Source organism: Streptomyces sp. RKAG290, assembly GCF_023701695.1.
Lineage (GTDB): Bacteria > Actinomycetota > Actinomycetes > Streptomycetales > Streptomycetaceae > Streptomyces.
Window position 1 is genome coordinate 4,451,222 of record NZ_JAJOZC010000001.1, and the last position, 23,179, is coordinate 4,474,400.

Consider the following 23,179-nt stretch of genomic DNA (forward strand, 5'->3'; position numbering starts at 1 on the left):
GCGCCCCCTCTCATGTGTTCCGCGGGTCCGCTACATCTGTCGGTACGGCCAGTACACGTCCATGCAGTCGTCCGTCTTGCCACCGTTGACCGACTCGGTGCCCTCCAGCGGGTCGCTGTCGTCGGCCACGGCCTTCGGGAACGTGGCGCCCGTCCGCCAGTCCGAGCCGACCGTGAGCGTCAGCCCGGCCCCGTCCGGCGTCTCCTTCACGGCACTGGTCGGCAGCGACAGCGCCTTGGCGACCGACAGCGCGTCGGACTTGCCCTGGGCGCCGGCACTGCGCGGATACGCCACCTCGGTCGTCAGCGCCGAGCCGGGATCGGCCGACGTGTCCGCCTCGGTGAAGCCCTTGGCCTTCAGCAGGTCCCGGACGGTGCCGGCCCGGCCCTGGGCCGGTGCCTGGCCGTCGGCGGAGGTGCCGTTGACGACGGTCACCCCGAGCGAGGCGGGAGCACCGGCCTTCGGGCCGGCCGCCGCCTTCTTCGCCGCCTTGGCGCGGTCCTTCGGGTCGAGCGACTGGTCGTCGCGCAGCAGCGCCCAGAGCTTGTCGGCGGCACCGGGCTTCGGCAGGACGTGGGCGTCGGGGTCCTCCGGGTCTTCGATCCGCGGCATCGTCAGCATGTTCATCTTGTCCAGCGGCACGTTCTTCAACTGCATGCCGAGGTCGAACAGCTTCTTCACCGTGCCGATCTCCTCGGAGACCTGGAGCGACTTGGTCCCGGTCTCGGCCAGGTTCATCAGGCGTCCGGTGTCCGTGAAGGCGTTCTGGTTCTTCAGCTCACGCATGACGGAGTTCAGATACATGTGCTGGGCCTTGGACCGGCCGATGTCGCTCTCGAAGGCATGCCGGGTGCGCAGCCACTTCAGGGCGTCCTCGCCCTTGATCTTGTGCCGGCCCGCCGTCAGCCTCAGGTGGGAACCACCGGGCACGCCGGGCTTGGACACGTCGTTGACGTTCTGCTTCACACACACCCAGGCGCCGCCCACGGCGTCCGCCATGTCCACCACACCTGCGAAGTCGACCATCATCCAGTGGTCGATGTAGACACCGGTGAGCTTCTCCCAGGTGTCCAGCGTGCAGCCGGGGCCGCCGCGCAGCGTCTCGTTGATGATGCCGTTGCTGGCGGGGTACTTCTTGTGGGTCTCGGGGTTCTCACAGGCCGGGATGTCCACCCGGGTGTCCCGCGGGATGCTGACGACCGAGGCGTTCTTCCGGTCGGCCGACACGTGGAGCAGCATCTGCACGTCGGCAAGTGGGGTGCCGCCGACGCTTTCCTTCGACCCGCCGAGCCTGAGGTTCTCCTTGCTGTTGCGGCTGTCGGAGCCGATCAGCAGGAGGTTCAGCGGGGTCTGGCCCGCGGCGTTCGGCGCGGTCTTCTTCGCCGCACTGTTGCCCGCGCTCCGCTCACCCTTGCGGAGGTTGCCGTTCAGGTGCTGGTACCAGAGATAACCGGCCGAGCCGGTGGCGAGTATCAGGAACGCGACGGAGAAGGCTATCCAGCGCAGCACGCGCCGCTTCTTCCGCTTCCCGGCGCGGTGGGGCCGGCCGCGCCGGCCGCCGTGGCCCGCACCGTGGCCCGCGCCGCGGCGGCCGCTGTCCGCGTCGCCCGCTTCCGCGTCCCCGCCCGGTGCGGCGGCGTCGCTCTTCCCGTCCTGGTAGAGACCGTCGTCCCAGCCGTGCTGACCGGCATGCCGGACGCGTGGCCGCGTCCCCTCCCCAGGCGTGCTGCTCCGTCCCACCAGGACCCCCCTGCTGCTCAGACTCGCGGTATGGCGCAGTGACCCGGTGTCACTTGGCGCACTCTGCCTTGTCGGCGCTGGCCTTCGGAATGTCGATCTTCGCCGGACCGGTGATGGGGGTGCCCGCACCCTTGAAGTCCGCCCCCAGCGTCAGCTTCATCGCCTGCAGCCCCTCGGCGTCGGTGGTCCCCTTCTTCAGGGCCGAGCCGGGCAGGCCCATCATCGCGGCGAGCGCCCGTGCCTGGTCCGCCTGGTTGGGCGCGTACTCAAGCGTCGTCTTGGCGAGCTTCGCCGGGGCGTTGGCCTTGTTCGTGGACTTGAGGACGCCCTCTTCGTTCTGCAGCCAGGTGACGGTCTGCTGAGCCGCGCCGGCGATCCCGCCGCCGTTGTAGACATCCACGCGCACGTCGGCGGCGGCCGCCTTGGTGCCCTTCAGCAGCGCGTCCTGCTTGCTCTTGGCGGCCTTCTTCTGCGCGGCCACCTCGGTCAGCGAGGTGTCGTCCTGCATCATCGAGAACAACTGAGGCGCCTTGTTCGGGTCGACGACCACCGTGATCGGCTTGGGCTCGGCCGGGTTGTCTATCACCGGAACGGTGACGAACGAGATGTTCTTCGTGTCGATCTTCTTCAGTTCCTTGGCGAGCGAGGTCAGCTTCGGCACCGAGTTGATGGCGGAGTCGACCGTCAGCGCCTTGGTCGCCGCGTCCGCCAGTTTGAACAGTTTCGTCGGACTGGTCAGCGTGTCCTCCGACTTCATCTGCCGGATCATCGAGCCGATGAACTGCTGCTGCACCTTGATCCGGTCCAGGTCGCTCTGATTGCCGAAGCTGTGCCGGGTCCGTACGAACGCCAGCGCGTCCTCGCCCTGGATCTTGCTCTCGCCCGCCGGGAGGTCGAGGTGCGAATCGGGGTCCTTGACCGGGTGCGCGAGGCAGACCTTGACGCCGCCGACCGCCGTGGACAGCTGCTTGACCGCGTTGAAGTCGACCATCATGAAGTGGTCGACCTTCAGGCCGGTGAGCGCCTTGACCGTGTCCATCGTGCAGCCCGGGTCGCGGTCGTTCTGGCCGAGGCTGGTGTTGAACCGGACGTTCTCGGTGCCCTGGATGGTCTTTTCCGAGCCGTCCGGCTGCTTGGACTTGCACTCCGGGATGTCGGTGACGAGGTCACGCGGGATGCTCAGCGCCGTGGCGTTGGTGCGGTCCTCGGAGACGTGGAACAGGATGTTCGTATCGGCGTGGCCGACACTGCCCTTGTCGCCGTAGCCCTCGTTGCCCTTACCGGTCCGCTTGTCCGTGCCGATGACCAATATGTTCAGCGGCGCGTTCGCCGTGGCGACGTCCTTGTTACCGCGGTCGCCGATGTCCACGGAGTTCAGGTTGCCGTTGAAGTGCTGGTACAGCAGGTACCCGCCGACCGAGGTGCCCACGAGCAGGAAGGCCGTCACGCCGCCCGTCCAGAGCAGCGCCTTCTTGCGGCGCGCCTTGGGAGCCTTGCGCTTGCGGCGGCCGGCACCGTTCTCGGCCGGGCCGGAACCCGAGCCGGAACGTTCCTGGCCGCGCGGGCCGGACGCCGAACGGCGGCCCCCCTGCCGCGGCACCTCGCGACCGCGGCGCGAACCCTCGCCCGCCGCCGCGCCACGCCCTCCGCCGCCGTCCTCAGGGCCTGCGCCTCTGCGCCTTGATCCGCGCGGAGCCGAGGTGTCCGCGCTGCCGCGCGAATCCTCTCCGGATTGGTTCAGTCGCAGTTCGTAGTCGCCGGTGTCCGGGTTGAGAACCCACTGGTCTGCGGGGTCGATTCCGTCCGCCCGCCCACGGCTTTGTGCATCCACGGTTGCCTGAGTCCTCCGTCGGTGCCACGCGAGGCGCCTCCCCCGAAAGGCGCTCAATCTTTCAGTCCGTAAGTGCTCGGCCCGAGGGCCGGACGCACCGGATCGCGTCACACTATCCGTCCGGTTCGGCGTCGAGCGACGGGCGTGACACATTCCACGACCCTTACAACCGGGCATTCTTCCCATTGCACGCCGAACGCTGATGTCCGCTTGGTCATTGCTTTACTGCTTGCACAGGTCGGTCGCGGCGTTGTTGCCCGAATAGGTGGGCGTGGGGCTGGGACCAGGAGCGCCGGACGCCCCGCCGGACCTGCTGTCCTTGTCTTCATCCTGTGAATGTTCCGAGCCCTCCCCGTTGCCGGTGTTCTTGCCGTCGTCGCCGTTGAGCTGATCCGCCGGAACAACTGCGAGCGGCTCGTCGTCGCGCAATTGCTTGAAGAGCTTGTTCGCGGCGGGTTGTACGAGTTCATCCCGGTTCGGGTTGGGCCGGTACGGCTGCCGCGGGACGGTCAGGAACTGAACCTTCTCGGTCGGTACGTTGCGCATGCCGCGTACCAGCTCGTAGAGGTCCTTCAGGCTGTCCAGCCCCGGGTCGGTGGTCAGCGCCTTCGTCGCCGCGTCCAGCACCGGGTAGAGCCGGGTCGGGTTCAGGAGCACGCCGTTGCTCTGCACCTTGTTGACCAGCGCGCCCAGGAACTGCTGCTGGCGGTCCATCCGTTCGGTGTCACTGCCGTTGCCGATTGACTTCCGGGCCCGCACGTAGCCGAGCGCCTCCTCGCCGTCGAGCTTCTGGCGGCCCGCCGGGAGCTTGAGGTGCGCGGCGGAGTCGTTGATCGGCTCCTTGAGACAGATCTGGACGCCGTTCACCGCGTCGACCATGTCCTTGAAGCCGTTGAAGTCGACGACCATGTAGTGGTCGATGCGGATGCCGGTCATCTTCTCGACGGTACGGATGGTGCAGGCGGTTCCACCGAACTCGAAAGCCCAGTTGAACTGGCCGAATTGCGGCTTGCTGGCGGTCTTGTCCGGCTTGTGGCAGGACGGGATGTTCGCCATCAGGTCCCGCGGGATGGACATCGCGGTGGCGCTCTTCCGGTTCGCGGCCAGGTGCAGCAGGATCGTGGTGTCCGAGCGCTGGCTGCCGCCGTCGTCGCGGCCGTACTTGCGGTTGTCCCCGGCCCGGCTGTCGGAGCCGATGAGCAGGATGTTCTCCGCGTTGTGGACGACGGACGCGGGCCGCTCCTTCTCGTACGCCTTGAGTTCGGCGGCCGCGGAGGTGTCCGTCCGGATGTTGCCGTCGAGCTTCTTGTACAGCCACCAGCCGACGCCCGCGGCGACGAGCACGACGAACGAGGCACCGAGCGCGGTCCAACGCAGCCAGTGCCGCTTGCGCTTGACGGTGATGTCGATGGTCGGGCCCGGCCGGGAGCCCCCGGGCTGCGGTTCGTCCGAGGCGTGCGAAGGTCCGCCGCCCGGCCCGTCGCCCGATCCGCTGCGCGTCTCACCGCCAGGGGCGCTCTGCGGGGTGTCCTTCTCCCCGCGCTCCTCACCGGTCGACCCGTCCGGCGTCTGGTCCTCGCCCGCGGCCGAGTCGTCGGGGTCGGCCGGCGTGCCGGCACTTTCGGTCACGTCTGCGTCCATCCTTCACGTTCGGCAGCGCACTGGGGCCGCCGGTTGCAGAAGTAGACGGCTGAACCTCACGCTTGGTTGTGCCTTGAGTGGTCTGTACCGCAGATCATGTACCGGAGTTGACGTTCAGCCGGGAGGGCTCGGCCCACGCTGGGCCGGACGGGTGTCCCTCGGACCGCTTGTCGTACCGCGCTGTCGACCGGGACCGGGGCCGACCGCATGGCCGTCCGGACGGGGCCGGCGCCCGGTGAACGCAGGGTGTGCCGCGTGGGCGCGAGGCGGGCGCCCGGCCGTCACACGGTGCGGGTGACGCGCTCGCTCTCGACGCGCTGGGCCAGCTTGTCCTCACCCAGCTGCCCGAGGTGCCGGCACAGGACCACGGACCCCCCGGTCGCCAGCGGCGCGAAGAGCCCCGCGCTGAGGCCGTCCCAGGTGTCGTACGTCCGCCCCGAGAGCAGCCGCGACCCGTCGCCCAGGCCCAGCGCGGCACCGTCCTCGCGGGCCCGCGCGACCAGCTGCGCCGAGGTGAGCGCGACCTCGCCCACGGCCAGCGCCGGGGCATCCGGGTCGACCGGCGCGAACGGGACGAACCTGTCGCCCTGCCCCGGCACCTCCACGGCGTAGTCCGCGAATCCCTCGGGCGGCTGCGGGAACCTGCCGCCCATCGGGCGCAGCGCCAGCGCGATCCGCTCACCGCTGCAGGCCCGTGCGGCCTCCAGCGTGTCCGGACCGGTGACGACGAGATCGGCGGCGGCGGGGTCGCCCTGCACATCGACGACGACGCCGACCGAGGAGCAGGCGAGCAGCCAGACGGCGGACTGCCAGTGCGCGGGCAGCAGCAGCGCGAGCCGGTCGCCGGGCTCCGCGGCCAGGTCGCCCTGCAACAGGTTGGCGGTCTTGGCCACCCAATTGGCGAAGGTGGCCACGGACAGTTCGACGCGCTCTCCGGTGGCGTCGTCGTAGAAAGTGACCATGGGGCGGGCCGGGTCCGCGGCAAGCGCGGAACGCAGCAGGTCGGCAGGGGTGCGGTCGCTGGCGTTCATCCGCGCAAGGGTACGCGGCGGTGGCGGGCCGGACCGGGCACAGCGGGTGCCTGGTACACCGGTTCGGCAGACGGGCCGTCAATTGCCCGGCGAAACACCGGTCGCCGGAGTTGTCCGGTTGTGCCCAGGATCATTTGTATGCGTGCCTTCATTGCATCCTCCATCGGTGTCACCTGTGCGGCAGCTCTCGTACTGCCGCTCGCCGCGCCCGCGGGCGCCGCCTCCGACGCCCCCGCCCATCCGACCGCCACGGACCAACGGTCCGCCGAGGCCTCCGAGCCCGCCCAGCTGCCCGGCTCGACGCAGTCCCTGGCCCTGTCCCCCTGTCCACCGCCTCCGCACGGGCCACCGACGCACCCGCCGCCGCAGCCGCCGGGCAGGGGCTGGCGGAGCGCGACGTCCACCCGTTCTCCATGGTCGGCGTCGTCTGGGACGACGTGGACGCCGAACTCCACGGCACCGCCCAGGTCCGCACCCGCGCCACCGGCACCGGCCGCTGGTCCGGCTGGCAGGAGCTGGAGACGCACAACGCCGAACACTCCGCCGACCCCGGCACCGCCGAACGCGACTCGGGCGCCGCCCGGGGCTCCACCGCCCCGCTCTGGGTCGGCGCCTCCGACGGCGTGCAGGTCCGGGTGCGCCCCGAGGCCCCCGACACCAGGGACGCCGAGACCTCCGTACCGCTGCCCGGCGGCCTGCACCTCGAACTGGTCGACCCCGGCGCGGACCCGCAGGAGACCCCCGCCACCGGTGCCGCCGGCGCCGACCGCACCGCCCGGCAGGGTGCCGCAGCGCTCCCCGCCCTGGGCAGGTCCGCCACCGACGCGGCCGCCGGCTACGCGCCGGGCGCCAAGCCGTACATCGGACCCCGCCCGCGGATCATCACCCGCAAGGGCTGGGGCGCCGACGAGAAGCTCCGCGAGCGCACCTTCGCGTACACCAAGACCGTCAAGGCGGCCTTCATCCACCACAGCGCCACCGGCAACAACTACAAGTGCTCCCAGGCGCCCTCGGTGCTGCGCGGCATCTACCGCTACCACGTCAAGAGCAGCGGCTGGCGGGACATCGGCTACAACTTCGCCGTCGACAGGTGCGGAAACATCTACGAGGGCCGGGCCGGCGGTGTGACGAAGGCCGTCATGGGCGCGCACACCCTCGGCTTCAACACCAACACCATGGGCATCGCGGTGCTCGGGACCTTCACCAACTCGACCCCGCCCGCCGCAGCCGTCAACGCCGTCGCGAAGCTCACGGCCTGGAAGCTCGGCCTGTTCGGCGCCAACCCGAAGGGCAAGGTGACGCTCACCTCGGGCGGCAGCAACAAGTACAAGAAGGGCAAGAAGGTCAAACTGAACGTCATTTCCGGCCACCGGGACGGATTCGCAACCGAATGCCCCGGAGCACGTCTCTACAAGAAGCTCGGCACGGCACGGACCAGCTCGGCCCGGCTCCAGGGCCGCTGACGGGGAAGGAGCCGAACGGCGCCGACGGCGCCCGGGGCCTGCTGCGGGCTGCTGACCGAAGGACACCCCCTCCGGTCTGCATACACTGGCCAGCCCAAGAAGCTGTTGTCCGATCTCCGCTGGGCGCGGGACGCCTGGCACGGCCGCTCGCGGCGTTGCCGGAGTGCCCGAATGGCTCCGCCATGAGGACACTCCGGCGCCTTGCGATCGACCGCGCCGGACGCCCCGCGCTGATCCAGCGGAGATCGGACAACAGCTTCTTACCAGGCCCGGCCCCAGCAGGAAGCAGAGACAGTGCTGTGACAGAGGCAAAAGAAGCGATTCTCCTGGTCGGCGGCAAGGGGACCCGGCTGCGCCCACTCACGGTGCACACGCCGAAACCCATGGTTCCGGCGGCAGGCGTCCCCTTCCTCACGCACCAGCTGGCGCGTGCCCGGGCGGCCGGGGTCGAGCACATCGTCCTCGCGACGTCGTACCTGGCGGAGGTCTTCGAGCCGTACTTCGGCGACGGCTCGGAGCTCGGCCTCCACATCGAGTACGTCACCGAACGTGAACCGCTCGGCACCGGCGGCGCCATCCGCAACGTCGCGCAGCGGCTCACCTCCGGTCCGGACGAACCGGTGCTCATCTTCAACGGCGACATCCTCACCGGACTCGACATCCGGGCGCTGGTCACCTCGCACGCCGACTCCGGAGCGGACGTCTCGCTCCACCTCACCCGGGTCGACGATCCGCGCGCCTTCGGCCTCGTCCCCACGGACGACAGCGGTCGCGTCACCGCGTTCCTGGAGAAGCCGCAGACCCCCGAAGAGATCGTCACCGACCAGGTCAACGCGGGGGCGTACATCTTCCGCCGGTCGGTCATCGACACCATCCCGGCCGGCCGGCCGGTCTCGGTCGAGCGCGAGACCTTCCCCGGACTGCTCGCCTCCGGCGCGCATCTGCAGGGCATGGTCGACTCCACGTACTGGCTGGATCTCGGCACTCCACAGGCCTTCATACGCGGCTCGGCCGACCTGGTCCTGGGCCGCGCCCCCTCCCCGGCCGTCCCCGGGCGGTGCGGCGACCGGCTCGTGATGCCGACCGCCACCGTCGCCCCCGACGCCAAACTCTCCGGCGGTACGGTCATCGGCGCCGACGCCGTCATCGGCGCCGGCGCGAGGATCGAGGGCTCCACCGTGCTGGCGGGCGCGGTCGTCGAACCGGGGGCCGTGATCACGGACTCCCTGGTCGGAGCAGGTGCCCGAGTGGGCAGCCGGACCGTGCTGGTGGGCGCCGTCATCGGCGACGGGGCCAAGGTCGGCGCCGACAACGAACTGCGCGACGGCATCCGGATCTGGTGCGGGGCGCACCTGCCGGCCGCGTCCGTGCGGTTCTCCTCGGACGAATGACCGGGGCGATCCGCTCCTCGTAGGACAGCCCGACTGGCCGGAATCAGCCGTACCCTCGACAGGCACCCCCGACTACCGAGGACCTCACCCGTGGCAGGACGATTCGCTCCCCGCAGCGCCCCGCGCGCGGCCGTCCCGCGCCAGGCGACGACGCCCGCACCGGCGGCGCTCACCCGCGTCTGGACCCCGCCGGGCCCGCTCGACCTGCGGCTCGTCCTCGGACCGCTGCGCCGCGGCCCCGCCGACCCCACCTTCCGGATGTCCGCGGACGGCTCCGTCCGGCGGGCCACCCGCACCCCCGCGGGCCCCGGCACGCTCCACGTCGTCGCCCGCGAAGGCCGGATCGAGGCGGCTGCCTGGGGCCCCGGCGCGGCCTGGCTGCTGGACCAGCTGCCGACGCTGCTGGGCGCGGCGGACGAACCGCACGCGTTCACCCCGCGCCACCGCCTGCTCGCGGTGACGCACCACCGCAGACCGGGGCTGCGGCTGCTGCGCACCGGACTGGTGATGGAGTCCCTGATCCCGTCGGTCCTGGAGCAGAAGGTCACCACGGACGAGGCGTACCGCGCCTGGCGGCTGCTGGTCCGCAAGTACGGGGAGCCGGCGCCCGGCCCGCAGGAGTACGGCCTCTACGTCATGCCGGATGCCCGCACCTGGTCCCTGATCCCGTCCTGGGAGTGGCACGGCGCGGGCGTCGACAGCAAGCGCTCGGCGACGATCCTGCGCGCGGTCCGGGTGGCCCGCCGCATGGAGGAGGCGGCCGCCATGGAACTGACCGAGGCGATGGCCCGGCTCCAGGTGATCCCGGGCATCGGCCCCTGGACGGCCGCCGAGACCCTGCAGCGGTCCAACGGCGCCCCGGACGCGGTGACGGTCGGCGACTACCACCTGCCCGGCATCGTCGGCCACGCACTGGCCGGCAACCGGAACGCCGATGACGAGGAGATGCTGGCCCTGCTGGCCCCGTACGCCGGCCAACGCCACCGGGCGACACGTCTGATCATGCTCTCCGGCAACACCCCGCCCCGCCACGCCCCGCGTATGCAACCGCGCAACATCGCGAGCCTGTGACGCGAACCCGGCCCCGCCCGGCGCGCTTCGGCCCGTCCGGCGACTGAGGACCTGGGTCCGGGGCGGAGCCCCGAAACCCACGCCCCTCAGCGCACCGTGACGAACTCCTCCGCACCCCGCGCCCCCGAGCCGGAGGCGTCACCGCCGCCCGGCCCACGGCCACCGCTCCCAGCGGATCCCAGGACGAGGGCAGCTCCAGCACCTCGCGCACGACATCGCGGCAGAACATCGTCGAGGACACCCACGCCGACCCCAGCCGCTCACCCGCCAGCGCCACCAGGAAGTTCTGGATGCCGGCGCCCGCGGCGACCACGAACATCTCGCGTTCCGCCGCGTCCCGCCGCTCGTCCCCGTAGGTGTGGGAGCCGTCCATCACCAGGCACGGAACCACCAGATACGGCGCCCGGCGCAGCACGTCGCCCCGCCGCACCCGCTTGGCGACCGACTCCTCGCTCCTGCCGTCCCGCCGCAGGTCCGCGATCCAGGCATCCCGCATCGCGTCCAGCAGCCGGGTCCGCGAGTCCGGCGACTCCAGCAGGACGAACCGCCACGGCGTCGTGTGATGCGGCGCCGGCGCCGTCACCGCCGCGGCCACGGCCCGCCGCACGGCTCCCGGGTCCACCGGCTCGTCGGTGAACTCGCGCACTGTCCGCCGCTGGGTCACCGCCTCCCGTACCGCCTCGGACGTGCCCAGCCGGAACATGTCGTCGGCCGCGACCCGCACCATCGCGCGGGCGCCGCCGGCGTCCGCCGGGTCCACGACATGGCCGAGCCCGCGCACCACCGCGACCGGCAGCCCGTCCGCCTTGCCCTTGACCAGGTCACCGGCCGAGGCCAGCTCGTCCGCGGTGGCGACCACGGTCGCGCTCAGCGGATTGCCGTGCGCGTCGCTCCCGCCCCGCAGGTCGTCCAGCACCCGCACCCCGGCCGCCCCGATCGCGACATCGGTCAGCCCGTTGCGCCACGGCCGCCCGAAGGTGTCCGTGACGACGACGCCGACCTCGACGCCGAGGGTGTCCCGCAGGCCCTCGCGGATCGCCCGGGCCGACGCGTCGGGGTCCTCGGGCAGCAGCAGGACCGTTCCGGCGGGGGTGTTGGAGGCGTCGACCCCGGCCGCGGCCATCACCAGGCCCTGCCGGTTCTCGACGATCCGCAGCGTGCCGCGCCGCGCCACCACCCGTACCGTCTCGGCGTCGATCGCCGCCTCCCGGTCGGTGGCCTCGACGATCCGGCCCTCCGCCTTGGAGACGATCTTCGAGGTGACGAGCAGCACGTCGCCGTCGGCCAGACCGGGCTCGGTGGCGGCGATCAGCTTCGCGAGATCGTCCCCGGCCCGCACCTCGGGCATTCCGGGCAGTGCCCACACCCGGTACGAGGGCGCGGCGTCCGGGGCGGCGCTCATGCCCGTACCTCCTCGGCGAGGGCCAGTGCCTGCCGCGCCATCTCGGCCGTGGCGGCGACGTCGGTCATCATCAGCGGTACGCAGCGGCAGCGGATACCCGCGGACTCCACCTCGTCGACCGCGCCCGCGTCCACGGTGTCGACGAGCCAGCCGTCGAGCAGCCCGGAGCCGTAGTGCTGTGCGACCGCGGCGGCCGTCGACTCGACGCCCACCGCGGCGAGCACCTTGTCGGCCATCCCGCGCACCGGCGCGTCACCGACGATGGGGGAGAGGCCCACGACCGGCACCCCGGCCTCGGCGATGGCTTCCCGGATGCCGGGCACGGCGAGGATGGTGCCGACGGACACGACCGGGTTCGACGGCGGGAAGATGATGACGTCGGCCTCGGCGATCGCCTCCAGGACGCCGGGCGCCGGCTTGGCCTGCTCGGCACCGACGGGCACGATCGCCTGGGCCGGGACGGAGGCGCGCAGCTTCACCCAGTACTCCTGGAAGTGAATGGCTCTGCTCTCGCCGTCGACATCGACCGCCACATGCGTCTCGACCCGGTCGTCGGACATCGGCAGCAGCCGGACCCCCGGCTTCCAGCGCGCACAGAGCGCCTCCGTGACGGCGCTCAGCGGGTAGCCCGCGCCGAGCATCTGCGTCCGGACGATATGGGTCGCGAAGTCACGGTCGCCGAGCCCGAACCACTCCGGGCCCACGCCGTACGCCGCGAGTTCCTCCTTGACCTGGAAGCTCTCGTCGGTACGGCCCCAGCCCTGGTCCTCGTTGATGCCACCGCCGAGGGTGTACATCACGGTGTCGAGGTCGGGGCAGACCTTGAGCCCGAACAGATGGATGTCGTCACCGGTGTTGCCGATCACCGTGATGTCCGCGTCGGGCGCGGCCTCCTTGAGGCCACGCAGGAAACGAGCACCACCGATACCGCCGGCCAGAACCACAATGCGCATGCGGACAGTTTGTCAGGCGGAGCCCGGTGGACGTCGGCGGGCCGTCAGACCGTGGCGCCGGCCGGAACGCACTGGGTGGCGTGCATCGGCATGTCGGTCAGGCCGGGGTAGTAGACGTGCAGGCTGACGGCCGGTTCGAGGGAGGCGTTGACCACCTCGTGGGCGTAGCCGGGTGCGAAGACGCGCTGGGCACCGGCGCCCAGGGTCCGCTTGCCGCGGTCCGTACGCTCGGTCAGTTCGCCTTCCAGCACGGTCAGTACGCCGGAGGACAGGCCGTGGTCGTGCAGGCCGCTGCCCTGGCCGGGGACCCAGCTGAGCAGCCAGACCTCGTAGCCGAGCGGGGTCGCGTGGGCTTCGGGGACGGTGTGCAGCCGGTGGTACCAGCGGCTGGTGGCGTCGTACTGGACGAGCGGGGCCCACCTGGCGCGGTCGTCGGCGATGCTGCGTGCGAGCCCGACGAACTCCGCCACGGTGGTGGGGTGCTCACGGGCGGGGCGCAGCAGGTGCTGGACCTCGAGGAGGTCGCCGGCGATCTGGAGGTCGCTGTCGCTGTTCATGGGTGCGGTGGTTCCTCGGCATGGGGTGCAGTACGGATGCAGGGGTGTCGCGAGGACCGGAGGGACCGGGTGGCCGCGGGCCGCGAAGGCCGCATGGGGAGGGTCCGGGGGTCCGGGATGAGCTGGGTCCGGCTGGAGCGCGAAGGCTCAACAGCTGAGACAGCTGGAACAGCAACAGCGAGCCTGCACAGCGCTGCGGAACCCACGGACGTGGGTGACGCGCATTGCTGAGGTCACTGGCATGGCATCAAGGAGAACCGGAGAACCTCCGACTGTCAACCCAATGCCCGATTTGGGGGTAATGTTTCACCTCATCCGGTTGCTCCGAGCGGAGAAAGGTTTGTGCAGCCCCCGCAGCGGAGATGTGGCGCAACAGGTGGACCGCTAAACGCAGTCGCACCCCCGTGACCCGACTGTGATCTTGGTCGCTTCGGTGATCGAATCGCAACGTGACCACCCCTCCGGGAGTTCCTTCCTGTGTGAGGTGAGCGCGCGAGGGAGCCCATGGCATATGTCAGGTTTTTGGTGATTTGAACACTTTCCGCATACGCTTGGTTCCGCAGAGTGAATACCGGGCCCAATAGCAGATCTGCGCTTGACTGGCCCGGAGATACACACTTGTAATTTCACTCGTGTCGTTCGGCCGATTCGATAACGGCCGCATCACGGGGACGCAAGAGACAGACGAGGGGCGCACATGACCGAGCTGTTCCAGCAACTGCTGGTCGAGGACGCGGACGAGGAACTCGGCTGGCAGGAGCGCGCACTGTGCGCGCAGACCGACCCCGAGTCCTTCTTTCCCGAGAAGGGCGGATCCACCCGCGAGGCAAAGAAGGTCTGTCTCGCCTGTGAAGTCCGGTCCGAATGCCTTGAGTACGCCCTTTCCAAAGACGAGCGATTCGGCATCTGGGGCGGTCTTTCCGAGCGCGAACGACGCCGTCTGAAGAAGGCCGCGATCTGATAAGCCACCCAAGAGCCGTCCCGTAATCCCTGGCGGGCGCACGACGACAGCCAGGGATTACGGGACGGCCCTTGGCCGCCGGACACCACGTCCGGGCAATCCGGGGCCGGCGACACCGGCCCCTCCGCGGAGCCGACCGCTCCCCGGACCAGGGCGCCCATGGCCCGCCGCCTGCACCATGCCCGCAGGCGGCGGGCCATTGCCATGCCCGCCCAAGGCTGCGCCCCGGCCCCGGCGCCGACGGCTCACCGGACCCCGCGCACGGCCCCCGGCCGCTGTGCCGTTGCCCTCGTTCAACCGCTCCGCGCCACCCCGGTTATCCGTACCGTTAGTGTGGGGCCCCGTCCGAGACGCGCCAACGACCCGACAGAGCGCGCGTGTACACCAATGCAGCCCCCGGGGGACGCCCCCCGGACCCGGCCGGAGGGCCCGTACCTCGATGTCCGTGCACAGCCATTCGACGGCGCCGTACGCGGCTGCCGCCGCCCCAGAGTTCCCCCGGCATGTCGTCACCGCCGTGCTCGTCTCCCACGACGGCGCACGCTGGCTGCCCGACGCTCTCGCCGGGCTGCTCGGGCAGGAACGCCCCGTACAGAACGTCGTCGCCGCCGACACCGGCAGCGCCGACGACTCCGCGCGGCTGGTCACCGAGGCGCTCGGCGCCGACCGCGTCCTGCACCTCGCGCGGCGTACGAGCTTCGGCACCGCAGTCGACGAGGCGAGCCGCACCGCCGGTGTGCTCACCCCGGACGACCTGCCGTACCTGAAGCGGCCCAGCGGCTGGGACCCGGTCACCAGGTCCTGGCGCGACGACGCCTACGACCTGCCCGAACTGCCCCACGGCGAACCGGTGCAGTGGCTCTGGCTGCTGCACGACGACTGCGCGCCCGAGCCCGACGCACTCGCCGAGATGCTGCGCGTCGTCGACTCCGACCGGCACGCGGCGATCGTCGGACCCAAGCTCCGCGGCTGGTACGACCGCAGGCAACTCCTCGAAGTCGGCGTCTCCATCGCCAACAGCGGCCGGCGCTGGACCGGACTCGACCGGCGCGAGCAGGACCAGGGCCAGCACGACCAGGTCCGAACCGTCCTGTCCGTCTCCACCGCGGGCATGCTGATCCGCCGTGACGTGTGGGAGGAGCTCGGCGGGTTCGACCGCAGGCTGCCCCTGATGCGTGACGACGTCGACCTGTGCTGGCGCGCCCACATGGCCGGGCACCGGGTGCTGGTCGCCCCCGACGCCGTCCTGCGGCACGCCGAGGCGTCCGCCCGCGAACGCCGTCCCATCGACTGCGCCGGACGCTCCGTCTCCAGCCCGCACCGCGTCGACAAGGCCGGCGCCGTCTACACGATGCTCGTCAACGCCCGCGGCAAGCTGCTGATCTGGGCGCTGCTCCGGCTCGTGCTCGGTACCCTGCTGCGCACGCTCGCCTACCTCGTCGGCAAGGTGCCCGGCCAGGCCCTCGACGAGGTCGCCGGGCTCCTCGGCACCCTGCTGCGCCCCGGCCGGATCCTGGCCGCCCGGCGCACACGCGGCAAGGGGAACATCGACCCGGCCGAACTTCGCGGGCTCTTCCCGGCACCGGGCGCCACCGTCCGCGCGACCGTCGAGCAGGTCGCCGGGAACTTCGGCGGCAGCTCGGAGGCGGAGGCCGGCGGCTCGCGGCACGGCGCCGTCGAGTCCGGACCGGGCGGTGACGACGCCGATTTCCTGGAGATCGACCAGTTCGCACGGCTGAAGCGGGTCGGGCGCAAACCGGGCCCTGTCCTCTTCGCCGTCCTGCTCCTGGTCTCCCTCGTCGCCTGCCGCGGCCTCCTCGGCGGCGGCGCACTGGCGGGCGGCGCACTGCTGCCCGCACCGGGCGACGTCTCCGACCTGTGGGGCCGGTACGCCGACGGCTGGCACACCGTGGGCACCGGCGGCACCCAGACCGCGCCGCCCTACCTGGCCATGATCTCGGCCCTGTCCGCGCTGTTCCTCGGCTCCACCGGTTTCGCGCTCACCCTGCTGCTGGTCTGCTCGGTCCCGCTCGCCGGACTCACCGCGTACTTCGTCTCCAGGCCGCTGCTCCCCTCGCGGCTGCTGCGGGCCTGGGCGAGCGTCGCGTACGCCTTCCTGCCCGCCGCCACCGGGGCCCTGGCGACCGGTCGCCTCGGCACCGCCGTCCTGCTCGTCCTGCTCCCCCTGATCGCCCGCACGGCCGTCTCCGCGCACGGCCTGCGCAGCGGCGGGGGGACGCGCGGCAGCTGGCGCGCCACCTGGGCGTACACCCTGCTCCTCACCCTCGCGATGGCGTTCACGCCCATCGTCTGGCCCCTCGCGGTGGTCCTCGGCCTCGGTGTCCTGGCGCTGCGCCGCGACGACATCACCGCCTACGGACTCCGCTTCGTCGCCGCGATCGGCACCCCGCTGCTCGTGCTGGCGCCCTGGTCGCTCTCGCTGCTGACCAGCCCGTCGTCCTTCTTCGAGGAAGCGGGCCTGGAGACCGGTACGGGCACGGCCTCCGCCCTGGACCTGCTCGGGATCAGCCCCGGCGGACCGAAGGCGGCGGGCAGCGTCCTGCTGCTCGGCATCGTGCTCGCGGCGCTGGCCGCGCTGCTGCGCGGGGAGCGGCAGTTCGCGGTCCGGACCGCCTGGGCCGTCGCCCTGGTCGGCCTGGCCTTCGCCGGGCTCGCCAACGGCTCCGGCTGGGCGGGCCCCGCCACCCTCGTCTACGGCAGCGCGCTGATCGCCGCCGCCCTGATCGGCGCGGACGGCGCCCGGGTACGCGTCGCCGAGCTCAGCTTCGGCTGGCGCCAGCCGGTAGCCGTCCTGATCGCCCTCGCCGCCGGGGTGGCCCCCGTACTGGCCGCCGTCGGCTGGATGATCGGCGGCGCCGCGGGCCCGCTGGAGCGACGTGACCCGGTGCAGGTGCCGGCGTTCGTCGCCGAGGAGAGCAGCACCCGCGACCAGCCCCGCACCCTGGTCCTCGGCGGCACCTCACCCGGCTCCGTCGCCTACACCCTGGTCCGCGGCTCCGGCGCCCGGCTGGGCGACGCCGAACTGGCCGCGGCCGGGGCGGCAACAGCCACCTCGACAAGGTCGTCGCCAACCTGGTCGCGGGTTCCGGCGCCGACCAGGGCAGCCAGCTCAGCGGTTTCGCGATCCGTTACGTCCTCGTGCGGGACGGCGCACCGAAGCAGATGAGCCGGGTGCTCGACGCGACGCCGGGCCTCAGCCGGCTCAGCCAGCTGGACGGCAGCGCACTCTGGCGGGTCGACCGGCAGGTCGCCCGCATCATGATCATCCCGTCCACCGCCGGTGACGAGCAGCTTCCGGTCGGCTCCCTCCCGGTCGAGGCGCACACCAAGATCCCCAAGGGCGGCAGCGGCCGGGTGCTGCGGATCGCCGACGCGGCCGACCCGGGCTGGCAGGCCACGCTCGACGGCCGGACGCTGACCCGCAAGACCGTCGACGGCTGGGCGCAGGGCTTCGAGCTCCCCGCCGAGGGCGGCTCGCTGGACCTCACGTACGAGACGCCCTTCACGCACTCCGCGTGGATCTGGGCCCAGGCCGCGTTCGCCGTCGTCCTGCTGGTCCTGGCCCTGCCGGGCCGCCGCCGGGAGATCGACGACGACCTGCCCGAGGAGACCGCGCCGGTCCCCGCCGAGCCGGTCGCGGGCGAGGGGCGCCGGGCGCGCAGGCTGCGCGCGGCCGCCCAGGCGGAGGGCGAGGCCGACGGCGAGGACGTCGACGCGGAGGACCGGGCCGAGTACGTCCCCGCCATGCCGCCGTCCGCGCCGCAACCGCCGGCCGTCGACGACCAGGGCGTCTTCGTCCCGCAGCAGGCGGACGGCGAGACAGGCCAGTACGCGGCCGTCCCGCAGCAGGCCGAGGGCGACACCGGCCAGTACGCGGCGGTCCCGCAGCAGGCCGAGGGCGACACCGGCCAGTACGCGGCGGTCCCGCAGCAGGCCGAGGGCGACACCGGCCAGTACGCGGCGGTGCCGCAGCAGCAGTACGGCGAATGGGACGCCCAGCAGTACCAGGGCGCCGACTACCCGCAGCAGTACCAGGACGGCCAGTACCAGCAGGGCCAGTACCCGCAGGGCCAGTACGGCGCGGGGCAGCAGCCCGACGCCGCCGGCTACGACCCGTACGGCTATCCGCAGCAGCAGGGCGACTACACCCAGTACGACCAGGGCCAGGGCCAGGGGCAGTACCCCGGCGCCCCGTACGACGCCAACGCCCCGTACGGCACGGGTGACCAGTACGGCAACACCCAGTACGACGCGGGCCAGTACGACACGAACCAGTACGCCCCCGGCCAGTACGGCGAGCAGCAGCCGCCGCACGATCCCCAGAACCCCGACGAGAACACCGACGAGAACCCCGCCCCGGGCCAGAACCCGTGGCCGACCGGTAACGCATCGCGAGGCGAGTCCGAGTGAAGTCCACCAACCTGTCCCTCATCGTGGGGGCCGCCGCTCTCGCGGCCGTCACCGGATTCGCCGCGCTCACCGTGCCCGGAGAGGGGGGCGCCACGGAGGCGAAGGCAGCCACGCGGCTGCCCGTGGAGCGGTCGAGCCTGCTCTGTCCCGAGCCCGGTCTCTCGGACCTCGCGGACACCACGTACACGTCCTTCACTCCGGCCGGGAAGAGCGGCGGCGAGGCGGGCGTGGCCGAACTGCAGTCGTCCACGGCGGCCAAGGACGAAGCGAAGAAGGGCAAGGAGAAGAGCAAGGGCAAGGGCAAGGCGGCAGACCCGGACAAGCCCGTCCTCGCCCTCAAGGAACCCGGCAAGCCGGCCACCGCCGAGGTGTCCGGCTCGGACGCCCCCGCCCTCGTCGGCACCGCCACCGGCCGGCTGGCCCCCGGCTGGACCGCCCAGCAGACCACCACCGTCGAGGCGGGCGAATCCCGCGGCGTGCTCGGTGTCGGCTGCACCGCGCCCGACACCGACTTCTGGTTCCCGGCAGCGAGCACGGCGAAGTCCCGCGAGGACTACGTCAACCTCACCAACCCGGACGACACCGCCGCCGTCGCAGACATCGAGCTGTACGGTCCCGACGGCACGCTCAAGTCCGATGTGGGCGAGGGCATCACGGTCCCCGCCGGATCCGGCGTCCGCGTCCTGATCTCGACGCTGACCAGCAAGGCGGCCGAGGACGTCACCGTCCACGTCACCACCCGTACCGGACGGGTCGGCGCCGTCGTCAGGACCGCGGACAGCAGGACCGGCAGCGACTGGCTCACCGCCTCCGCCGCCCCGGCGGGCACCCTGGTGCTGCCCGGCATCCCGGCGGACGCGACCTCGGTCCGGCTGGTGGCCTTCGCTCCCGGCGAGGACGACGCGGACCTGAAGGTGAAGCTGCTCGGCAAGACGGGCGCGATCTCCCCGGCGGGCCACGAGGACCTGCACGTCAAGTCGCGGATGACCGCCGGGGTCGACCTGAAGGACCTCACCCGGGGTGAAGCCGGCTCCCTGCAGCTGACCCCCGCCCAGGACGGCAGGGCCACCCCGGTGGTGGCCGCACTGAGGGTGGTCCGCGGCAAGGGCGACAAGCAGGAGGTCGGCTACATCCCGGCGACCGGGCCGGTAGGCGCGCAGGCGACCGCCGCCGACAACCGCGCCAAGGGCTCGGTCCTCTCGCTCACCGCGCCGGGCGCCGCAGGCACCGTGAAGGTCACGGCATCCGCGGGCAGCAAGGGCGGTACCCCGGTCAGCAAGACGTACAAGGTCGCCGCCGGCACCACCCTGGCGGTCACCCCGCCGGTACCGGCAGGGCTCAAGGGCACGTACGCGCTGACCGTCGAGACGCAGTCGGGCGGCCCGGTCCACGCCGCCCGCACGCTCACGCTCCCGCAGGACGGCATCCCGATGTTCACGGTGCAGACCCTGCCGGACGACGGCGGAACGGTCGAGGTGCCCGCGGCCGAACAGGACCTGTCGGTCCTGGACGACTGAACGCGGCTGCGGGGGCCCGGCCCCCGCAACCGCGCCCTGCTACTCCTGCCCGTACCGGGGATCGACCGACTCGGGCGAGAGCCCCAGGAGCTCCGCGACCATCTCCACCACGACCTCGTGCACCAGCAGCGCACGCTCGTCGCGATTCTTGGTGCGGATCTCGACGGGTCGCCGGTAGACGACGATCTGCGCCGGCCGTTCCTTCTCCGCGGGCAACGCGCTCCCCAGCGGTACCGCCTCCTCCGCGGTACCCGGTACGTCGAGAACCACGAAGTCGACCTCGGCCAGCTGCGGCCAGCGCCGCTCCAGCCGCTCCACCGAGTCCTGCACGAGATCACGGAAGCTGTCCGCCCGGCTGACCGAGAGCGGCACCTGGGGCGGGGCGACGGGCCCGCGCATGCCTCGGCCGTGTCGGTCTCGGCGCCGTGGTCTCGGCTCGGACGGGAGGGGCGGCGGTACGGGACTGTCCATCACTGACGCAGCGTAACGCTCTGCGCGGCCCGCCGGTCGCTGCTGCCCGGGTAGCGAACCGGCCTGCCCGCTCCTGAGCAATCCGGCCATGCGGGAGCCCCTTTCCGGCCCTGCTCCTGACCACTGCTCTCCCACCTTTTGACCGCTTTTGGATCGAGTGGTGACCGGAATCGTTGTCGTCATGACCTGCACCCCTCTGTTGCCGTGCAGGTCAGGGGAGTTGCACCGGAAGCGGCCGCGCCGAGCTCCCGGGGCGACACGGTGGGGTGAGCTGAGGGAGAGTCGTCGCGGCCCGCTCAAGAGTGCGGTACCGTCCAACATCGTGAGCCCTGTACGTCGCTGTTCGCGCACCGCGTGCGGCCGCCCTGCCGTCGCGACACTGACGTACGTCTATGCCGACTCGACTGCGGTCCTCGGCCCGCTCGCCACCTACGCCGAGCCCCACTGCTACGACCTCTGTGCCGAGCACAGCGAGCGCCTGACCGCGCCCCGTGGCTGGGAGGTCGTCCGGCTCTCCGATCCCTCCGCGCCCACCCGCCCCAGCGGTGACGACCTCGAAGCGCTCGCCAACGCCGTACGGGAAGCAGCGCGTCCGCAGGACCGCGGCGCCGGGCCAAGGGGCGGCGGTCCGCGCGCCGCCGATCCGATGGAGGTCGCCCGCAGGGGCCACCTCCGCGTGCTGCGCTCGCCCGACTCCTGAGCCAGGACTGCCGCCGGGTAGTTTGGCTGGTCCGAAGAGACCACAGGAGGACCGGCCCGTGACCGCAGATCTGTCGCAGCTCGTGAAGGCGTACGACGTGCGCGGTGTCGTGCCCGACCAGTGGGACGAAGCCCTTGCCGAGCAGTTCGGGGCGGCGTTCGCCGAGGTGACGGCCGCGGACGCGATCGTGATCGGCCACGACATGCGCCCCACGTCCCCCGCCCTGTCGGGAGCCTTCGCCCGGGGCGCGGCCGGCCGGGGCGCGGACGTCACGATGATCGGCCTCTGCTCGACGGACCAGCTGTACTACGCGTCCGGGGTGCTGGACCTGCCGGGCGCGATGTTCACGGCCTCGCACAACCCGGCGCGGTACAACGGCATCAAGATGTGCCGCGCGGGCGCCGCACCGGTGGGGCAGGACACCGGCCTCGCCGAGATCCGCACCCTGGTCGAGAAGTGGTCCACCACCGGCACCCCGCAGTCGGACGCCACCCCCGGCACGATCACCGAACGGGACACCCTCACCGACTACGCCGCGTACCTGCTGTCGCTGGTGGACCTGTCCGCGATCCGCCCGCTGAAGGTGGTCGTGGACGCGGGCAACGGCATGGGCGGCCACACGGTCCCCACGGTCTTCGCGGACCTGCCGGTGGAACTGGTCCCGATGTACTTCGAGCTGGACGGCACGTTCCCGAACCACGAGGCCAACCCCCTCGACCCCAGGAACATCGTCGACCTCCAGGCCAGGGTGGTGGCCGAGGGCGCCGATCTGGGCCTGGCCTTCGACGGCGACGCGGACCGCTGCTTCGTCGTGGACGAGCGGGGCGCGGGCGTCTCCCCGTCGGCGATCACCGCCCTGGTCGCAGCCCGGGAACTGGCGCGCAACGGCGGCCACGGCACGGTCATCCACAACCTGATCACGTCCCTCTCGGTCCCCGAGGTCGTACGCGAACACGGCGGCACCCCGGTCCGCACCCGGGTGGGCCACTCCTTCATCAAGGCGGAGATGGCCGCGCACGGCGCGATCTTCGGCGGCGAGCACTCGGCGCACTACTACTTCCGCGACTTCTGGAACGCGGACACGGGCATGCTCGCCGCCCTCCACGTCCTGGCCGCCCTGGGCGGCCAGGCGGAACCCCTCTCGGCCCTGGTGGCCCAGTACGACCGCTACACCGGCTCGGGCGAGATCAACTCCACGGTCGACGACCAGCCGGCCCGCACGGCGGACGTACGAGCAGCCTTCGCCACCCGCGAGGGCGTCACCACCGACGATCTGGACGGCCTGACGGTCACGGCCCCGGACTGGTGGTTCAACCTCCGCGCCTCCAACACCGAACCCCTGCTCCGCCTGAACGTCGAGGCCCGCGACGAACAGACGATGACGTCAGTACGCGACGAGGCCCTGACCCTGATCCGCAAGGTGTCCTGACAGCCAGGCCTCTCCGGCGCTCGAGCTGCTGTTCAAGCCTCTCCGGCGTCTGAGCCGCTGTTCGAGCCTCTCCGGCGTTGAGCTGCTCTTCGAGCCTCTCCGGCGCTTGAGCTGCTATTCAAGCCTCTCCGGCGTTTGAGGAGCGGGGTCCGGGGCGGAGCCCCGGTTACGGGAAGGGGCGGGCAGGGGACAAGGCCCGCCGCAGGCGCCCCGCCCCGGTCGGGGCCGCCCACACGCACGGGCCCCGGGCCCAGCCCCGCCCACCCCGGAGCCACAGGCTCCCCCGCTCCCCGCCCCGGCCAAGCGCGCCCCCGCCACCCCAGCGGTAGGCTGACCTCGCCCGACCCATGAACAAGAACACGCACCCGTGCTCGCCCGAAGGGACCCACCCCATGCCGCTCGAAGCCGGCCTCCTGGAGATCCTGGCCTGCCCGGCCTGTCACTCCCCCCTCGACGACCGCTCGGCGGCAGACAGCCCCGAACTGGTCTGCACGGGCAAGGACTGCGGCCTGGCCTACCCGGTACGGGACGCCATCCCTGTCCTCCTCGTCGACGAGGCCCGCCGCCCCGCGTAACCGGGCCCACACCCC

Annotated in this window: 14 protein-coding genes and 3 pseudogenes; 9 read left to right on the forward strand and 8 right to left on the reverse strand. The window is 71.8% G+C overall.

The window, feature by feature from the left end:
• Positions 1–30 precede the first annotated feature (30 nt).
• The 4 genes from LNW71_RS19650 to LNW71_RS19665 form a co-directional block, all read right to left on the reverse strand.
• Positions 31–1,740 carry an LCP family protein gene (locus LNW71_RS19650; RefSeq protein WP_250969429.1) on the reverse strand — a complete coding sequence of 570 codons (1,710 nt, stop codon included), beginning with the start codon at positions 1,738–1,740 and terminating at the stop codon, positions 31–33.
• A 49-nt stretch (positions 1,741–1,789) separates the two neighbouring features.
• Entirely contained in the window at positions 1,790–3,571 is a 1,782-nt protein-coding gene (locus LNW71_RS19655; protein WP_250969430.1) for an LCP family protein, read from the reverse strand.
• 222 nt (positions 3,572–3,793) lie between these two features.
• Positions 3,794–5,200, reverse strand: a complete 1,407-nt coding sequence (locus tag LNW71_RS19660; RefSeq protein ID WP_250969431.1) for an LCP family protein — start codon at positions 5,198–5,200, stop codon at positions 3,794–3,796.
• Positions 5,201–5,493: 293 nt separating this feature from the next.
• Positions 5,494–6,243 (reverse strand): TIGR03089 family protein, encoded by a 750-nt coding sequence (locus tag LNW71_RS19665; RefSeq protein WP_250969432.1) that lies wholly within the window; start codon positions 6,241–6,243, stop codon positions 5,494–5,496.
• Positions 6,244–6,381: 138 nt separating this feature from the next.
• On the opposite strand from LNW71_RS19665, the pseudogene LNW71_RS19670 reads away from it, so the two are divergent.
• The 3 genes and pseudogenes from LNW71_RS19670 to LNW71_RS19680 all read left to right on the forward strand — a co-directional run bounded on the left by LNW71_RS19670 (position 6,382) and on the right by LNW71_RS19680 (position 10,168).
• Positions 6,382–7,706 (forward strand): annotated as a pseudogene (locus LNW71_RS19670) (peptidoglycan recognition protein).
• Positions 7,707–8,005: 299 nt separating this feature from the next.
• Positions 8,006–9,097, forward strand: coding sequence for an NDP-sugar synthase (locus LNW71_RS19675; protein WP_250969434.1), 1,092 nt, complete (start codon positions 8,006–8,008; stop codon positions 9,095–9,097).
• Between the two features lie 90 nt (positions 9,098–9,187).
• Positions 9,188–10,168: a DNA-3-methyladenine glycosylase 2 family protein gene (locus LNW71_RS19680; RefSeq protein ID WP_250969435.1), complete on the forward strand. Its 981-nt coding sequence runs from the start codon at positions 9,188–9,190 to the stop codon at positions 10,166–10,168.
• An 86-nt stretch (positions 10,169–10,254) separates the two neighbouring features.
• On the opposite strand, the pseudogene LNW71_RS19685 reads toward LNW71_RS19680, so the two are convergent.
• The 3 genes and pseudogenes from LNW71_RS19685 to LNW71_RS19695 all read right to left on the reverse strand — a co-directional run bounded on the left by LNW71_RS19685 (position 10,255) and on the right by LNW71_RS19695 (position 13,080).
• Positions 10,255–11,570, reverse strand: a pseudogene (locus LNW71_RS19685) (coenzyme F420-0:L-glutamate ligase).
• Positions 11,567–12,523, reverse strand: coding sequence for a 2-phospho-L-lactate transferase (gene cofD / locus LNW71_RS19690; RefSeq protein ID WP_250969436.1), 957 nt, complete (start codon positions 12,521–12,523; stop codon positions 11,567–11,569). Before cofD ends, LNW71_RS19685 begins: the two are co-directional and overlap by 4 nt.
• 44 nt (positions 12,524–12,567) lie before the next feature.
• Complete coding sequence (locus LNW71_RS19695) at positions 12,568–13,080, reverse strand: cysteine dioxygenase family protein (protein ID WP_250969437.1); 513 nt, start codon at positions 13,078–13,080, stop codon at positions 12,568–12,570.
• 697 nt (positions 13,081–13,777) lie between these two features.
• Between LNW71_RS19695 and LNW71_RS19700 the strand changes: the two genes are divergently transcribed.
• The 3 genes and pseudogenes from LNW71_RS19700 to LNW71_RS19710 all read left to right on the forward strand — a co-directional run bounded on the left by LNW71_RS19700 (position 13,778) and on the right by LNW71_RS19710 (position 19,989).
• Positions 13,778–14,041, forward strand: a complete 264-nt coding sequence (locus tag LNW71_RS19700; RefSeq protein ID WP_024494319.1) for a WhiB family transcriptional regulator — start codon at positions 13,778–13,780, stop codon at positions 14,039–14,041.
• A gap of 439 nt (positions 14,042–14,480) precedes the next feature.
• Positions 14,481–18,472: pseudogene (locus tag LNW71_RS19705) on the forward strand (glycosyltransferase).
• Positions 18,469–19,989, forward strand: a complete 1,521-nt coding sequence (locus LNW71_RS19710) for a DUF5719 family protein (RefSeq protein ID WP_250969438.1) — start codon at positions 18,469–18,471, stop codon at positions 19,987–19,989. The pseudogene LNW71_RS19705 and the gene LNW71_RS19710 overlap by 4 nt, the downstream one beginning before the upstream one ends.
• 39 nt (positions 19,990–20,028) lie before the next feature.
• Here the strand turns inward: LNW71_RS19710 and LNW71_RS19715 are convergent, their stop codons facing one another.
• Positions 20,029–20,460 (reverse strand): metallopeptidase family protein, encoded by a 432-nt coding sequence (locus LNW71_RS19715; protein WP_250969439.1) that lies wholly within the window; start codon positions 20,458–20,460, stop codon positions 20,029–20,031.
• Positions 20,461–20,782: 322 nt separating this feature from the next.
• On the opposite strand from LNW71_RS19715, the gene LNW71_RS19720 reads away from it, so the two are divergent.
• The 3 genes from LNW71_RS19720 (at position 20,783) to LNW71_RS19730 (ending at position 23,164) form a co-directional block, all read left to right on the forward strand.
• Complete coding sequence (locus LNW71_RS19720; protein ID WP_250969440.1) at positions 20,783–21,160, forward strand: DUF3499 domain-containing protein; 378 nt, start codon at positions 20,783–20,785, stop codon at positions 21,158–21,160.
• A 58-nt stretch (positions 21,161–21,218) separates the two neighbouring features.
• Entirely contained in the window at positions 21,219–22,589 is a 1,371-nt protein-coding gene (locus tag LNW71_RS19725) for a phosphomannomutase/phosphoglucomutase (protein WP_250969441.1), read from the forward strand.
• Between the two features lie 392 nt (positions 22,590–22,981).
• Entirely contained in the window at positions 22,982–23,164 is a 183-nt protein-coding gene (locus LNW71_RS19730) for a Trm112 family protein (RefSeq protein WP_250969442.1), read from the forward strand.
• Positions 23,165–23,179: the final 15 nt, after the last annotated feature.